Here is a 16,553-nt window from a genome sequence, read left to right as displayed (position 1 = left end):
TTGTCATTAGTAATAAAATAAACCCAATTAATCGATTTTTCGATTTTAATGGCAGATAAATTGTTAACGTTAACATCACCCTACTATATAAACGGAGTTAACCATGTCCATATTACATAAACCTCTGACGTATATTTCCACTGCGGTTGCGTTGCTTGGAGTGTCTTTTGCTGTTACTGCAAAAGAAGAAATCACCATTGGCATGTCCTTTCAGGAAATGAACAATGCATATTTCGTGACCATGAAAGAGTCTCTAGAAGAGGCCGCTAGCGATATTGGGGCAAAATTAATCATCACTGATGCTCGCCATGATGTTGCTAAACAAATCAGTGACGTAGAAGATATGCTACAAAAAAATATCGACATCTTATTGCTCAATCCTACTGATTCGGTGGGTATTCAGTCTGCAGTCTATTCCGCGCATGAAGCTGGCGTGATCACCGTTGCCATCGATGCACAAGCTGAAGGGCCAATTGATTCATTTGTCGGGTCTAAAAACTACGATGCGGGTTATTTAGCGGGGAAATTTCTGGCAGATAGCCTAGACGGTAAAGGCGAAGTTGCCATTCTTGATGGCATCCCTGTTGTGCCAATTCTAGAGCGTGTTCGTGGTTTTGAAGCCGCAATGAAAGAGTACCCTCAAATCAAGGTCGTCACTAAACAGAATGGCCAGCAAGACCGCTCAATTTCACTTAACGTCACAGAAAACATGCTGCAAGCAGCACCTAAACTAGACGGTATTTTCAGCGTCAATGATGGTGGTGCGATGGGGGCCATGGCCGCTATTGAAGCATCAGGCCGTGATGTTAAGTTAGTGTCAGTGGATGGTCATCCAGAAGCCGTTGAAGCGATCCTGAAAGGTAATACCCCCTTTATCGCGACGTCTGCACAATACCCTCGAGATCAAGTCCGCATTGGTTTAGGTATGGCCTTGGCTAAAAAATGGGGCGCAAATATACCAACCGTTGTGCCCGTTGAAGTCAAACTAATCACCAATGAAAACGCAAAAGGCTTTGCTTGGTAGCATCAAACTACGCCCTCTTAAGTAAAGGGGGCGTTCTCTGAGGATGGAGTTCTTATGACCAAATTACTCGAAGTATCTGGGGTAAGTAAATCGTTTCCTGGGGTCAAAGCCTTAGACGATATCAATCTCTCACTTGATAAAGGTGAGATCCATGCCCTACTGGGTGAAAATGGCGCAGGAAAATCAACATTAATGAAAATTCTTTGCGGTATCTATTCCAATGATACTGGTAATATTTACATTGATGGCAACCAAGTGAAATTCAAAGAGTATCAAGATGCGATTGATGCAGGTGTAGGAATTATTTTTCAAGAGTTCTCTCTTATCCCCTACCTCAATGCGGTCGAAAACATCTTCCTAAATCGTGAACTTAAGAATCGGTTTGGTTTTCTCGACCGTCCACGCATGGTTAAAAAGTCAGCGATGATCTTCAAGCGGTTAGAGATCGACATCGATCTTACTGTGCCAGTTGAACAACTCAGTATCGCTGAACAACAATTTGTTGAAATCGCAAAAGCGCTGTCATTGAATGCCCGCATTCTCATTCTCGATGAGCCTACCGCAACCCTGACGCCCAAAGAAGCTAAGCACTTATTCAGTATCATGCTTGATCTGAAAAAGTTAGGTGTCGGTATGTTTTTTATCTCTCATCATCTCGAGGAAATATTCGAGATTTGTGACAACATCTCTGTCTTGCGTGACGGAACGTATGTCGACACGCTTGCTACTGCTGATACGAATATCGATGAACTGGTTGAAATGATGGTTGGGCGACGGGTCGAAAACTCATTTCCGCCCAAAAGCTTAACCATTATCCGTGAGACTCCGGTCTTAAATGTTGAAGCTCTTCAGCTTGAAAAACAAGGCCCCGTAAACAGCTTTAAGCTTTATCCAGGGGAGATATTAGGGTTCGCGGGCTTGGTCGGTTCCGGTCGGACTGAGACAGTACGAGCGCTTATCGGTGCAGATAAACCCAACCAACAACACATCGAATACTTAGGCCAAAAAGTCGTCTTCTCTTCACCAGCTGTCGCACTAAAACAAGGTATCGGTATTTTACCAGAAGACCGTAAAACAGAAGGGCTTATTCTTTCGTTTAGCGTCAGAGACAACATCACACTGAACAACTTCAGTGAAGAGATGACATTTAAATTTTTCATTGATAAGAACAAAGAAAATAACAAGGCACGATCGCTCATCAATAAAGTACGGGTGAAGACCCCCACCCCTGATACACCAGTTAATAACTTAAGTGGTGGAAACCAGCAGAAAGTCGTGATTGCTAGATGGCTAAACAATGATTGCCGCATCCTTATCTTTGATGAACCAACACGAGGGATCGACGTAGGAGCAAAAGCCGAAATATACGATCTAATGCGCGAACTAACGGCTAAAGGAATCGCCATCATTATGATTTCATCGGAATTACCAGAAGTCATCGGCCTGTGCGACCGCGTCGCGGTATTCAAAGAAGGTCAAATTGTTGCTGAACTCACCGATGAAGACATTGAGTCTAATAATATAATGCTACACGCTACGGGGAACGCCGCATGAACACTATCTCTAGCTCTACACCATCGACCAATAAATCCATCGATTGGAAACAGCTGTTGAAACAATGGTCTCAGCATCCTGTCTTTTTTCCACTGCTAGGGTTTCTCGCCGTCTTTATGATCATGGTATTAGTCAGTGATAATTTCCTGACAACCAATAACCTGACCAACGTTGCAAGGCAAGTCTCCATTAATGCTATCATCGCTGTTGGCATGACGTGTGCAATTTTAACTGGCGGTATCGATCTCTCTGTGGGTTCTGTCATGGCCCTATCCGGTACTATCACTGCAGGGTTGATAGTCACGGGTGTGCCTCTTCCTCTCGCGATTGTACTGGGCTTAATTTTAGGCGCTCTACTCGGCGGGATAAATGGCTTCTTGATTGCCTATGCGAGAATGCCAGCATTTATTGTTACCCTCGCCATGCTCGGAGTCGCGCGCGGATTAGCATTAATTTACACCGGTGGTTACCCTATCTCTGGTCTACCACAAAGTTTTAACTTTTTTGGCCGTGGCGACGTAATGGGCCTGCAAACCCCTATTTTAATCATGTTTATCGTCTACATCGCGGCTTACTTGTTATTAAACCACACGCCTTTTGGTCGTCATGTATACGCATTAGGTGGTAATGAAGAAGCGGCCCGATTAAGTGGTATCAAAGTCCCTAAAGTGACCCTGATGGTGTACACACTTAGTGGCTTTACCGCTGCTATCGCAGGGCTTATTCTGACCTCTCGTTTGATGAGTGGTCAGCCCAATGCTGGTGTCGCCTTTGAACTGGATGCAATCGCAGCTGTTGTACTGGGTGGTGCAGCCATGAGCGGCGGTAAAGGTGCCATTATCGGTACATTAGTCGGCGCAATGCTACTCGGTGTCCTGAACAATGGCCTTAACCTTGTCGGTATCTCTCCTTACGTTCAAAACGTCATCAAAGGCATCATTATTCTTGTCGCAATTTACGTCGGTACAGATAAACGTCGTCGTAACTAACCACAACACAGTCAAAGCCTGAACCGTTCATCAACAGAACGGTTCTTAACTTTTGCCATTTGGAATATGAGCAATTCCCAAATAGAAAACAGGTTTGGAGGAAGCATGGCCTATTTCTTAGGTATCGATTTTGGTGGAACAGTTACAAAGGCAGGTCTTTATAATACTGACGGGCATGAGCTTGCTGTTGAAGAGTATGCTACCGAATTATTAAGTGACCACGCCGGTTTTGCGGAACGAGACATGGAACAACTCTGGCAAGCAGTTTGCCATGTCACTCAAAGCGTGATCGCTAAAGCTTGTGTCGCCAGCAACGAGATTGCAGGCATTGGCTTTTCATCACATGGTAAAGGGTTATATGCCATTGATAAACATGGGAACCCTGTACGAAACGGTATTGTTTCAAGTGACACCCGGGCATTAAATCAAGTGCTTTCATGGAAAGAGGCGGGAATTGATGAGAAAGCCTACCGCAAAGGCAGGCAGCAGCTCTGGACCGGACACCCTGTCTCACTGTTGGCTTGGCTCAAGCAAAACGAACCGGGTAACTACGATAAAATCGATACTATCTTAATGGTCCACGATTACATTCGTTTCCGCATGACGGGTGAACGAAGTGCAGAGATCACTAACATCTCAGGCAGTAATATATATAACCTCGAATTCGGCAATTACGACACGAGTCTGCTAGCTGATTTTGGCATCGAAGAGTGCCAGAATAAACTCGCACCTATTATTCAATCGGCACAGGTGGGAGGCTTTGTCACCGCACAAGCGGCAAGCCAACTCGGGGTCGCAATGGATACGCCTGTCGTTGGCGGCATGTTTGATGTAGTCGCCACTGCCGTGTCATCGGGATTACACGATGCCACCGTGATCAGCGCCGCCGCCGGAACCTGGTCTATTGCCACAGCACTCTCTACGCAAATCGCAGAAAATGAACATCCTTACATATGGGGAAATTACTGCATACCCGGTCAGTATTTTGTCCATGAGGGATCTCCGACCTCTGCCAGTAATCTCGCATGGTGGCATAGTCACCTTATTCGCCACTTATCGCTCGAACAATGCAATGCCTTTGTCGAAAATACTCAAAAAACATTGCAAACTGGCACACCCTCTTCACTTTTCTATCTGCCGTATTTATATGGTTCAAACTATCAACTCGGTATGCCTGCGGGATTATTGGGATTAGAGGGGCATCACACCGACAGCGATGTGGTTAATGCTATCTATGAAGGTATCGTTTTTTCCCATTTAATCAACCAAGACAAGGTATTAGCAGTAACACCTAATGCGCAAGTGATTCGGATGAATGGCGGTCCAACGCAATCTAAACCTTGGATGACGATGTTTGCCTCTGCATCGGGCCTGCCGATTGAGATTTCGCAAGATAAACAAACAGGTTGTAAAGCGGCGGCTATTTGCGCAGCGGTGGGGACCGGATATTTTGCTGATTTCAATGAAGCCATGCAACACACCTATCAGGCCGGCACTTGTATCGATCCGGTTTCCTCTCAACATGAATATCTGCGAGAAAAATATCAACGCTATTTAGCCCTAAACGACATGCTAAGCGTAAAAATTTCAGGTTTTTGTTAGAGACCTAAACGAAAAACGCCAGCATCGGCTGGCGTTTTATCAAAAACTGAGTGGCTTACGCTAATCAATAGTTACCTCTCCATCACAGTATCATCGAGTCACCTTCACATTTTCATCAAGATCCGTATATTCTTTTGTTAATTTTGAGTTGTTTTTCAAATCTAATGATTTGATCATATTATTTTTTGCTACAAATACATTTAGGTTTTTATTTCCACTCAAATCAATGTGTCTTATTTTATTATCATTAACATACAGACGTGTAAGATCACTGAGAGTTGTTACATCAATTTCTTTAAGGTCATTTGCACCAACATAAATCGATTTAAGTGATTTTAAATGACTTACATTAATACGTTTTAATTTATTATCCCACATCGTCAAATACTCAAGATTTTCAACGCCAGATAAATCAACATTTTCTATTTTATTCCCGCCTAAAGATAATGATTCAAGTTCTGGATTATCACCAAGTTGAATGTTTTTTATCATGTTATTGGTTGCATTGATTATATTTAGTTTGTTTGCTCTTAAATCGACATCTTCAAGGCTATTCCAAACAATATCAATATCTTTTAGGTTGTAGAGATATTCAATACCGATCACAGACTCTATTTCTTTATATCTACATTTTAAGCTTACCACTTCATTGACTTTTTTATACCCATTAGAAATGATACATTGCTTGAATTTTTCATCTAAAATTGGCACATTTTCAACATGCTCAAATTGTTTAAATTTAAGCTCAACGCCATGATCAGTAGTGATATTCACAAGAAATATATTACAAACACCTGATAAATCTATTTTTTTTAGCTTATTGTTTTCAATCTCAAGGACCTCTAAATCAGAAACCATAGAAAGATCAATATTGGTTAATTTATTTCCACTAAGTTTCAGCCTGGTTAATGGCTGACGGTTAAACCCTGAAATTTCATTAATATCGTTATTCGTCAAGTCAACAATATTAAGGGCTCTATTATTTGTTAGACCAATGTTTTTCAACTTACTATCTGTAATTTTCAGCACACGAAGAGCTACGTTTTTGGATAAATCAATATCCGTAAGTAAGCTTTTTCTGATTTCGATGCTAGTTAATTCCTCGCCGTCTGGAAGATTAATATTAGCTAGTTCAGTATTTCTAGCATAAAATGCCCTAAGATTTTTGTTTTCATAAAGATCAATGCTCTCTGCCTCACTATTGATAATGCTAAACATCGTTAAATTTGACAAACGCTCAATACCTGAGAATGATTTAATCTTACCTTTACATTCTAATGAATATATTTGACTGATTATTTTTCCTTTTTTTAATACACATGCTTCAAAGTTAGGATCTTTAAATTTAATACTAGTCACAAATAATTGATACAAAAAATAAGCACCAAAGAGCGTGACTGTTACTACAGTACATAAGATGATCGTTCTTTTACGTGAAATCATAAGCTAAAAACCAAAATCAATAATAATTTGATATGACTGACAATATGCAATAACGTACGCATAAGACAACAATATACAAAGGGTTTATATTAGTAACAGAATAAACGTATAAACAGCCAAAATCGGAAATTAACGTTATCAAACAGTGAGTTGAGTAATTTACTACAACTCTGCATATTTCACAAATCTTTTTAAATCAAACGGCTAGAATTCCGTACCAAAAATTATAAACATTTGCTGTAATTCCATCTTCTATACTCAACGAATTAGTGCGGCATTTTCAAAAAGAATAAAACATAGAAAATCAGCCAAGAGACAATAAGTACACACTGTGGGTTAATCGAACTATAACGACGCACTAAGGCCGTCAGCAGATAAGTCACTGTCACCAAGATAACAAATCGAAATAGCCGAGCTGGAATAGAAACCAGCAAAAAAGTAATAAATGGAACACCCGCACTGGCACTTTGTAGCGCATACAGTTTATAGGGTGTACCTGATAACGGCCCAAACAACATTGCAATGACACCTTGCTCGCTGAGTTGCTGAGACACACTGGCGACGAGATCAGGCGAAATAGCCGGGATCTTCCCCATCAAGATTCGTACTTCAGTCAACGTTAGCGAGTCTGTACCCAGCCAATATAGCCAACAACCACCGATTAATGCCCCAAGCAACGTCAAACCACAAGCATAGAGTGCCTTGCGGTATGACTGCTGCGCTAAGTAGGTCAAGTACACATCTGGGATAATAAAAAAGAAGGTCGCTTCCGCCACGCCCCACAAACCGGCAATACAACGCTCACCTAAACGTAAGGTATGCGTTTGCTCTGTCTGTGATAAGGTAGCACCCACCTTCTGTCGTATCACTTGTCTTAATCCCACTCGGCAAACTTCCCTTCCTTTTCCAGCACATTAAAGCGCTGCTCTAAAGTCTGCATGAAAGCGTGGCGATCCTCTTGGCCATAAAGAGGCTCACCAATAAAACCATCACAGAAAAAAGGCACAAGTAACCAGTCTCCTTTGGGTAAGGCTTTTCCAAGCCCGTGTAAAAACACGGGTACCACGGGTATATGCGGGTATTTTGCGGCCAATTTAGCAATGCCGCCTTTAAATTGGCTGAGCGTTTCCGGCTCTCCCCGACTACCTTCAGGAAAGAAAATTAAGATCTGATCATCTTCCAACGCTTGGTAACAAGGACTCAGCGGATCGACATCAGGGGTTTTGTGACGTGATATAGGTAAAATCCCAACAATCTTAAGCGCAAACCATGCCAACAGCTTATTCTTAAGAAAATAATCCATCGCCGCGACTGGCTTGGCGCGTTTAAGCTGTTCATTATTGAGCAAGCTCATCAGCACCATGGTATCAAGGTGACTGTTATGATTAGCCACTAATATAATAGGTCCGGCATTTGGCAGTAAATCACGTCGCCGAATATTCATTCCTAATACTAAGGCAAGAATAGAGCGGATAAACACACGGTAAAACAACCACCGCAGAGCACGATTGAGCGCATTCATGATCTCACCTTATGTGTAGTAAAAATAGCGAATAAAATGCATAAATAGCGGCGCACTGTAAGTCAGGCTATCGATACGATCTAAAATGCCACCATGCCCAGGCAGTAAATTTCCGCTGTCTTTGATTTGCAGATCACGCTTGAGGGCTGAGATGGTCACATCCCCAATAAAGCCGCCGATACCAATGATCAGCCCTGCAGCAATTGCCATTGGCCATTCCATCGGCGTTAATAATGGTGCGAGTGCTATCGCAACTGCGGTGGTAGTCAAAATACCGCCGATAAAGCCCGCCCAGGTTTTATTCGGACTAACTTTAGGAATGATCTTACGTTTACCCAGTAACTTCCCCCATGTATATTGCGCGACATCATTAAACTGGGTAAGCACAACTAAGTAGAGCACCAGACCGGCACCACCAGATAACGCATCCCTGTGCTCTGGCAGAGCAAGTAAAAACGCGAGGTGACTAATACTGAATACCATGGTCATCAACCCCCAGTGAATCGTCCCCGCAGCGCGCAAGAAATGCTTCGTTTCACCGACTATCACCATTTGCATTGGTAGCAGCAAGAACATATAAACGGGTATGAAGATAATGAATAAACCGTAATCCGCTATCCACACCAAAAAAAATTGAATGGGTATCGCTAAATATGCCCAGAAGAGAACGCGACGATCAGCACGACGGGTAGGAATTATCGATAAATACTCTTTGAGTGATAAATAGCTGATGAGGGCAAAAAAGGCGATAGCCACAGTACGACTGGCAATAAGCGCACCACAGAAGATAAATACCATCACCCACCAAGATCGGATTCGTAGCCAAAGCTCGGTATAGTCGCGCTCAGAATGACGCCATTTGAGCCAATGCACTAACCCTGTCGCAAAACACAACACGGCCAAAATGGCACCGAGTACTATTTTCATGCCCATCGTTAAAGAAGTGAAATAATCCATTATTTGTCCCTTCTATAGTCCCTGTTGTCCGAGCAATGCCTGCTTTTCACATAACGCTTGTCGGGCACGATTAATCACGGTAATCGCTAGCAAGCCCACAACCACCCATAATCCACCATTCAGCCAAGCAAAATTTCCCCAGCCACTGGCTAACAGCAAGGCAATCACGCCGAAAATAAAGGCACGATCACTCTTCCCCATGGGGCCATCATAACGACGCGAAGCACCAATTTGCACACCGATGACCCCTGTCATTTCGCTGATGATGGCAAGTACGCAGACTAAAATTACCGCCGCAGGATCTAAGCCAGCCAGTAACGCAAAAGGCAGATAGAGCGCCGTATCAGCCAGTACATCACCAAGCTCATTTAAAATGGCCCCTAAATCAGACTGCATGCTATGTTCTCTGGCAAGCATGCCATCAATCGCGTTGAGTGCCATACGAACAAAAAGCAGAAACGGTACACACCACAGTGGCCATTGAGATTGTGGTGCAATCACAATCGCAGCGCCTAAAGCCGCACTTAACAACAACGCAAACAACGTTACTTGATTAGCGGTGACGCCCATTTTCGCCAATTTTTCGACCAATGGACGCAGTAAGTTTTGAAAAGCAGGTTTGAGTTGATAAATAGAAGCCATCTTAAAATCCTTTTAAGAACACGGCGCTATAATATCTTATCCACAAACACGGCATATCAGGAAAACCAATAACTTAGTTTTGCATCGCAAAGTTCATGAATGGCTATAGACGTAACAGAACAAATTGTTATGACTTTTGTAGTTATAAATGAGGCTGCATATCTAACTATGTTATATCTATTTTCTACGTTAGAACTTTTTCTTATTTAGAACCCCTGAATTCACCTCCGAAGTGTGACACTCACCAATATTAAGCAACTAATACAATCTTCTTTAAGATTGTTTATAGCTCTAACTATTGTCATCTATTGATATCAGATAGTAGTATGTATTAGGAAATAAATGTTCATTGTGTGGCGATTGGGTATTTGTATATGGAAGATTCAATTTTGCGAAACAAGCTATACGTGATTGATGATATCGTTCAGTTGCGCTTAGCACTGGATAATGTCCCTGTTTACTTTTATATAAAAGACAGAGAATCACGTTACATTTATGCAAATAAAATAACTCTAGATTTATTTGGTTGCTCTGCTGATGAACTAATAGGCATGGATGATAATCATTTTTTTCCTTCAGATACTGTGAAAATTTTACGTGACATTGATTTACGTGTACTAAATGGTGAAAGTACACAGGAAGAAGTTTATGTCGGAGAGCCTGGTAGTAGTCAGCAAGTCTATTTAGAAGTTAAAACACCGATCTATGACAAAACTAATAGCAAAACAATAGTGGCAATATTGGGGATTTCTACTGATATAACTTATCAGAAGCATATTGAACATGAAGTACGCAGCTTAGCTCTCACCGATCCCCTTACCCATTTACCCAATAGACGCTTGTTAATTGAGCGAATAGAACAAGCTCAGTATCGTAGCAATCGCCATAGTGCCTACTGTGCTGTTCTATTTATCGATTTAGATAAATTCAAATTAGTCAATGATATATATGGTCATAAAGTTGGAGATCAGTTACTCATTGAAATTGCTAATCGTTTGAATTTACATCTGCGGGATACAGATACCATCGCACGAGTAGGTGGCGACGAGTTTATTATTCTTCTGGAAGAGGTTGGTACAAAATTAGAACAAGCTACTAAATATACGGCTGAAATCACAAAAAAAATAATTAAAATATTAGGTGGTAGTTATTTTTTTGGTGAAATAAAGTTAAATATCTCAGCAAGTATTGGCATTAATTTGTTTATTGGAGATACATATTCACCATCTCATATAATTAACAATGCTGATAAAGAAATGTACAAACAGAAACAACAAGCTCATAAATACCATATTTAATTAATAGCTACTAACATAACCATTTACTTTTCTGCTAACCATATTATAAACGTTAGACTTAATCAGGAAATACTCAGAATATCACGTACCACTTTGATATTTCATTCTAACGCTACCAAGTAAAACAATGCTATTTCGCATAAATAAAAAAGCCCTCTTGCGAGGGCTTCAATTTACGATAACACGTTCTACGCTATTATTTAGCCGTTACAGGGATCCCCACGCCGCGCTTGCCCTCTTTACGCGGAATTTCAAAGACCGCTGGTGTCCAGGCTGGGATTGTCATGGTGCCGTTTTCATACTTAGCACTGCTTGCCAGTGTGGATGTATGAATTGGGCTCAGGGTTAAGTCTGTGTTCCAATCAATCGGCTGGGCCTGATTAGTTGCGTTAATTACAATGACCAGTCCATCAAGCTTAGGATCAATATCAGTACCTGATGCAGTACCGTTATCAATGGACATAACAATCAAGCCCGCGGTTTGATCTATACCAGTGTTATGGAAATCAACCCGCTTAATAACTTCTTCGCCTTTACCCAAGGTGATGAGCGGGTAAGACTTACGTAGAAGTGCCATTTCTTTATAGTAAGTCACCATATTTTCAATATCGGCTAATTCTGGATCAGCTTTCGTTCCAGCCTGAGAAATTACCTCTTCAATAATGGTGTAGTTATCGCCATCTTTGTCTTTGCGTGGTAAGCCTTTATCCCAGTTATTATCCGCTAGGGTAAAGTCGACTAAATTGTACCACTCCCCTGAATCATAAGAGTCACGCTGCATCGATTTAGAACGCAGTAGCTCAGATCCCATATGGGTAAAAGGTACACCCTGCCCTAGCATCGCTGTCGCAAGTGAAACGGCTTGCATCCGAACCCGTACATCAGTTGTTACATCGTAACCAATCTTGTACTGGTTATTATCCCATAATGTTTGGTTATCGTGCTTAGAGACATAGTTTTGGATCTCTGTCGGATCAGCGGCATAGCCTGCTGGCTGCCCGTTATAATCAAGCTTTTCACCTGTGATAGTCTTACCTGTTGAATCAACTATCTTGAACGCTTTCAGGTTACCTGCCATACCTAGACGTGTAAGATCGGACAAGTGCAACGCAGTTTTTCGTGAAACCGTGTTGTGTTCGTTAGGTAGCACTGAAGCACCATTTCCGAAGCCTTGGTTTTTACGAAGATTATCACCACCATCAAACGGACCGCCACCTCGGACTGCATCGCGTAGGCGATCAGAGAAGCTACCGATCCCCGTGCCAGCTAAGTTAGGTTGAGTCGCCTGCACAAACAAGGCATCATTTGCCACTTCACCAAAGTTCCAACCTTCACCGTAAAAATACGTCCCAGGATCAACTTTTTGTACGGCAAACAACGAGCGCTGAATCTGATCTAATGGGTGATGGCCCATCAAGTCAAAACGGTATGAATCGATTTTGTAGTCACGAGACCATACCACCAGTGAGTCAGTGATCATTTTTTCGAACATTGCTCGTTCTGGAGCAGTATTTGAACAGCATGTCGAATTCTGAACGCCACCAGTGACTGGATCCAAACGTTGGTAATACCATGGTACTAATTTATCGAGTACGGAGGTGCGCGCCTCAGGGCCTGCTGAGTTGGTGTGGTTATATACCACGTCCATGACGACGTTCATGCCAATATCATTTTTGATCGACATGACCGCTTCACGCAGTTCTTTGATCCGCTGCGGGCCTTCAGCATTAGTGGCGTACGAGCCTTCAGGCACGGTGTAATGGAATGGGTCATACCCCCAGTTGAATGCATCTGTGTCAGACACAAAACGGTTCAACTCCTGTACTGCAGGATTGGCTTTTGTATCATCTTTCTTCACTGCGTTTAAAACTTCAGAAATCAACATATCTGATGAGCAGTACTTGCCAAATTGCGACGCTTTGACACCTGAATTGACATTACACAGCTTACTAAAAGGCTCATCAACATTAGCCACTTCATCTGGGTTTTCATTAATGGTGGCAATATCAAAGATAGGCAATAGGTGCAGGTGGGTCACACCATTCTTACTCAACGATTTAAGGTGATTGACCGGTACAGTATCTTGCTGGCTAAAGGCTTTAAATTTCCCTCTTGCCGCCTCTGCCGTTGAGCTATCTAACGCGGAGAAATCACGTACGTGTGATTCATAAATCACGAACTGAGACGGATTCGATTGGTCAACAGGACGCTGTAAGTCATCCCAACCATCAGGCTTCAACGCAGGATCATTCAAGTCAATCACCTGGCTGTATTCGGAGTTCATCGATAAACTCAGTGAGTACGGATCTGTGACCTGGTAACGTTCAATTTTTTCAGAAGCAGGATGGAACACATCGACCAAGTAGCGATAATATACCCCACTTGGTGCCTTATCCGTTAATAACGACCAGACACCGGACATTTCGTCGTAGTCCATCTGAAGACGACCAAGCTCTTTCTTATCACTATCGAACAGGACAGTAACAACGTTCTGGGCAGAAGGTGCCCAAACACTAAATTGGGTATTGCTGCCTTCAATGATCGCACCTAATTCAACCTGTTTTGCTGCCTGAGCAAATAGCTGATCAAACGCACCTGCGGGCTGTACTTTGGTTCCTTCAAGCACCAAGCCTTTCTCATCAACTGCCAATGCGGCTAATTCTGCTTTCATGACAGCGCGCATATCGATCGCATCATCAATGGCAAAAGCGGGTTGATTAGCAAGATGCGGGAATTTTGCTTTAATGTCAGCCGTTAGTGCAGTCGGTTGAAGCACAATATATTCAGACGCATACTGATTTTCAGCATTCGGCCCAAATGTCCCATCCAACTGAATATACAAACGCACTTCACTCGCGCCTTCTGCGCCATCCCATATCAGAGTATGGCTATCAACCAAATGCGCTTTGGCTTGTGCCACGCCAAATAGCTGAACATAAGCATCGCGACGGGAATCAAAGGCGGTTGTACTTCCTGGCAGGTATGAGGCTGTTCGATCTGCTATTGCGGCAAAATCAAGCTTTGCATCACTACCTAATAAATTGTCCAGATTTTCATTTCGTATGATGAAATTGATACAGTCTGTTTTGCCATCAACAAGCTTCAATCGCCAGTATGGGCCGAAGTCATCGGCGCCAGCAGGTGTAATAGTCTTATCAGTCCACCCATTGTTTACTTCACCAGCGCGGTCACACGTCGAATTATTCCAGACATGTAAACTGTATTGTGCATAATTACCAGCTGACGCTTTGGCTGCTTCATTTCCGCTAACCATGTATATAACAGCTTCATTTTGCGCGGCTTGAACAGGCTCATTAATTGGGCCACTTTGCGACAACGTAGCCATCGGGCCATCGGTTTCTGGTAGGTCAATATTAATAGCAGGTGGGTTTGTTGTATCAAAATATCCATCATCGACTTTTCCATCAGATGATGAACTATTACATCCAACAAACACAAACGCAGAACACAGAGGAATAACAGCCTTAGCGACCGTAGATAATGTAAAGTTCACGGAAAATATCCTTTATACTCATAATTTTATTGGGGGAAGTAATAAAAATTGAGTTTTTCTTATGCCGAGAACTCTACAGAAAATGACCGACTGCATTCTGTGATCAAAAGCACTCAGCACGGACATTTTTACGTTAAATTACCGTTTTCTGACTGTAAATCACTTTCCGTACAGATATTAAAGGCAAAGAATACCTGTACAAAAGGACTAACGAATCACACTTTTGCCACTCATTAGCTCGCTTGTTAATCTAACGCAATACTGACACCAACAGAAATGGTGTACGCCGACAGATCATCATGCCAAAGCAAACGGCTTGCTTCAGCATAACCATACCAATCTTGACTTAATGCACCAGAGATGCCGAGATGTAAACGGCCATACACATTATCATCAGACTCAACAATAATAGGCAAAATACTCCCGGAGTGGTTTGATTTAAGCTGGGAAATTACATGTTCATTCCCACTTGCAAGATCATAATGAATATACCCTTTTGCATAAGGTTGAAAAACCCCAAATGGTGTTCGTAACGGATGTGACAGGCTCATACCGGTGATCAACATGGTCGACTCAAGTGCATCAACATTGTCTATATTGGCAATTAAATAATTGGAATTCGACAATGAAATTCGCTCTGCATAACGGTCGGTATCAGACAAGGTATATTGCAAGCTGCTTTCCAGCGCAATATTTAGATATTTGTAATAAAATACATAACCCGTACCGAGAGTAAATACCCAAATATCTGAATCAGCATTATTGGCATTATTGATCACAGAATCGGCATACAATGAAACCTGCCGTTCAATATCGGTATCCATCACCGCATAGCTGGCAGTAAAATCAACATACCACGCGTCACGTAGGTAGCTAAAATAACCCGAGGCGACCATTCCATCGATTTCCGTCTCACTAGATTCTTTCAGTGGTTGGTTAAATGGAAGTCCAAGAGTGAGACCAAATAAATAGTGTTCACGAAACAGATAATCGCCACCCAGGGTCAATGAATAACCGCTGTAGTCAGACTCATGACTCTTTCTATTCGGCGTTGAATCGGGATAAATGGTATTATCAACGCGTACATAGCCACCTAAGCGAGAATGGCTACTGTGTTCGATTGCACTTATCTCATCAACAGTCATATCGGAACTCATCGGGAATGTATAGCGCGTAAATGAATCTTCCCTCACCGAGGTTCGATTCAACACTGTCCGATCAGAAAGCCCATTTGTCCTCAGCTCTGCCCACCGATTAGTCAGATGCCTTGAATGTATTTTTCTGTCAATCTTGTCACCACGTACATTACTGGCAAGCAAACGTAACTCAGTCACTGCTGCGCTCATTTCCTCTGTGATCATGTCACTGATGGAACTGCCTGAGTCCTCTTCATTTGCTTGACTCGAAACGGAAAAATAGACAAACAAAATCGTGACGAGTAAGCAAGGTGAAACCTTCTTTAAAGACAAAAACATAATGACCCCAAAAATATGTCTTCCACTCTCATTTCTAATAGTAAATATTGAAAGTGTCTTACTTATCATTAGCTACATATTCAGTATAGGAAGCATGGCGTACATATTTTGTCTCAAAAAAAACACAATGCTGTTATTTTTATAAATAAATCAACAGAGCTAAATCGCTTGTCGAATCAGGAATATCAAACTACCGTCATAACCGAATACCATTGAATAGCATCTTAACGACATAATTGCCTTGTGGCGTAAAACATTGAATGTTATATTAATGTTAACAATAACATGTCATGAGGAATATCATGAGAGTAAAATTTTGTAACAAGTTCAGGTTTACAATATTTCAATTATTCTTCAATTTCCGACATTTTTTCCAGCTCTGTTATTACCCTATTCTTTCTTTATGCCTAGGTGGGATAGTCATTGCAGCCGTAATAGAGCTGGTTCCAGATACACAAGTATCAGGATTAACAGGCATATTACTATTTGGATTCAGCGCAATGGGGATCATGATTATAAAATATTATTACCCA

Annotated in this window: 12 protein-coding genes; 5 read left to right on the top strand and 7 right to left on the bottom strand. The window is 42.0% G+C overall.

Translation table 11 applies throughout. The annotated features are described in order from the left end of the window. The first annotated feature begins 103 nt into the window (after positions 1-103). The 4 genes from L4D12_RS02160 (at position 104) to L4D12_RS02145 (ending at position 5,169) form a co-directional block, all read left to right on the top strand. Entirely contained in the window at positions 104-1,024 is a 921-nt protein-coding gene (locus tag L4D12_RS02160) for an ABC transporter substrate-binding protein (RefSeq protein WP_428446178.1), read from the top strand. 54 nt (positions 1,025-1,078) lie between these two features. Continuing rightward, positions 1,079-2,578, top strand: coding sequence for a sugar ABC transporter ATP-binding protein (locus L4D12_RS02155; RefSeq protein WP_428446177.1), 1,500 nt, complete (start codon positions 1,079-1,081; stop codon positions 2,576-2,578). Continuing rightward, positions 2,575-3,567, top strand: a complete 993-nt coding sequence (locus tag L4D12_RS02150) for an ABC transporter permease (RefSeq protein ID WP_428446176.1) — start codon at positions 2,575-2,577, stop codon at positions 3,565-3,567. Before L4D12_RS02155 ends, L4D12_RS02150 begins: the two co-directional genes overlap by 4 nt. Before the next feature lie 105 nt (positions 3,568-3,672). Beyond that, the gene (locus tag L4D12_RS02145) at positions 3,673-5,169 is read left to right on the top strand and encodes an FGGY-family carbohydrate kinase (protein WP_428446175.1); all 1,497 of its coding nucleotides are present in this window, start codon (positions 3,673-3,675) and stop codon (positions 5,167-5,169) included. A 90-nt stretch (positions 5,170-5,259) separates the two neighbouring features. Here the strand turns inward: L4D12_RS02145 and L4D12_RS02140 are convergent, their stop codons facing one another. The 5 genes from L4D12_RS02140 to L4D12_RS02120 form a co-directional block, all read right to left on the bottom strand. Further along, complete coding sequence (locus L4D12_RS02140; protein WP_428446174.1) at positions 5,260-6,612, bottom strand: leucine-rich repeat domain-containing protein; 1,353 nt, start codon at positions 6,610-6,612, stop codon at positions 5,260-5,262. Positions 6,613-6,878: 266 nt separating this feature from the next. Continuing rightward, entirely contained in the window at positions 6,879-7,481 is a 603-nt protein-coding gene (locus tag L4D12_RS02135) for a hypothetical protein (protein WP_428446173.1), read from the bottom strand. A gap of 5 nt (positions 7,482-7,486) precedes the next feature. Then, complete coding sequence (locus tag L4D12_RS02130; protein ID WP_428446172.1) at positions 7,487-8,134, bottom strand: lysophospholipid acyltransferase family protein; 648 nt, start codon at positions 8,132-8,134, stop codon at positions 7,487-7,489. A 9-nt stretch (positions 8,135-8,143) separates the two neighbouring features. After that, complete coding sequence (locus L4D12_RS02125) at positions 8,144-9,091, bottom strand: phosphatidate cytidylyltransferase (protein ID WP_428446171.1); 948 nt, start codon at positions 9,089-9,091, stop codon at positions 8,144-8,146. Positions 9,092-9,103: 12 nt separating this feature from the next. After that, the gene (locus L4D12_RS02120; RefSeq protein ID WP_428446170.1) at positions 9,104-9,733 is read right to left on the bottom strand and encodes a CDP-alcohol phosphatidyltransferase family protein; all 630 of its coding nucleotides are present in this window, start codon (positions 9,731-9,733) and stop codon (positions 9,104-9,106) included. A gap of 374 nt (positions 9,734-10,107) precedes the next feature. Here L4D12_RS02120 and L4D12_RS02115 point away from each other — a divergent pair, with 374 nt between their 5' ends. Next, entirely contained in the window at positions 10,108-11,031 is a 924-nt protein-coding gene (locus L4D12_RS02115) for a PAS domain-containing protein (RefSeq protein WP_428446169.1), read from the top strand. 196 nt (positions 11,032-11,227) lie between these two features. Here L4D12_RS02115 and pulA read toward each other — a convergent pair whose 3' ends face one another. Next, positions 11,228-14,545, bottom strand: a complete 3,318-nt coding sequence (gene pulA, locus L4D12_RS02110) for a pullulanase-type alpha-1,6-glucosidase (protein ID WP_428446168.1) — start codon at positions 14,543-14,545, stop codon at positions 11,228-11,230. A 245-nt stretch (positions 14,546-14,790) separates the two neighbouring features. Further along, entirely contained in the window at positions 14,791-16,020 is a 1,230-nt protein-coding gene (locus L4D12_RS02105; protein ID WP_428446167.1) for an autotransporter domain-containing protein, read from the bottom strand. Between the last annotated feature and the right edge of the window lie 533 nt (positions 16,021-16,553).

The organism is Photobacterium nomapromontoriensis, assembly GCF_050336815.1.
Lineage (GTDB): Bacteria > Pseudomonadota > Gammaproteobacteria > Enterobacterales > Vibrionaceae > Photobacterium > Photobacterium nomapromontoriensis.
This window is presented reverse-complemented; position numbering and strand designations above follow the sequence as displayed.

Excerpts from the sequence above, each read along its gene's own strand:
- L4D12_RS02120 (WP_428446170.1), bottom strand. The coding sequence starts at position 9,733 with ATGGCTTCTATTTATCAACTCAAACCTGCTTTTCAAAACTTACTGCGT.
- L4D12_RS02155 (WP_428446177.1), top strand. The coding sequence starts at position 1,079 with ATGACCAAATTACTCGAAGTATCTGGGGTAAGTAAATCGTTTCCTGGG.
- L4D12_RS02145 (WP_428446175.1), top strand. The coding sequence starts at position 3,673 with ATGGCCTATTTCTTAGGTATCGATTTTGGTGGAACAGTTACAAAGGCA.
- L4D12_RS02160 (WP_428446178.1), top strand. The coding sequence starts at position 104 with ATGTCCATATTACATAAACCTCTGACGTATATTTCCACTGCGGTTGCG.
- L4D12_RS02130 (WP_428446172.1), bottom strand. The coding sequence starts at position 8,134 with ATGAATGCGCTCAATCGTGCTCTGCGGTGGTTGTTTTACCGTGTGTTT.
- L4D12_RS02125 (WP_428446171.1), bottom strand. The coding sequence starts at position 9,091 with ATGGATTATTTCACTTCTTTAACGATGGGCATGAAAATAGTACTCGGT.
- L4D12_RS02140 (WP_428446174.1), bottom strand. The coding sequence starts at position 6,612 with ATGATTTCACGTAAAAGAACGATCATCTTATGTACTGTAGTAACAGTC.
- L4D12_RS02105 (WP_428446167.1), bottom strand. The coding sequence starts at position 16,020 with ATGTTTTTGTCTTTAAAGAAGGTTTCACCTTGCTTACTCGTCACGATT.
- L4D12_RS02115 (WP_428446169.1), top strand. The coding sequence starts at position 10,108 with ATGGAAGATTCAATTTTGCGAAACAAGCTATACGTGATTGATGATATC.
- L4D12_RS02150 (WP_428446176.1), top strand. The coding sequence starts at position 2,575 with ATGAACACTATCTCTAGCTCTACACCATCGACCAATAAATCCATCGAT.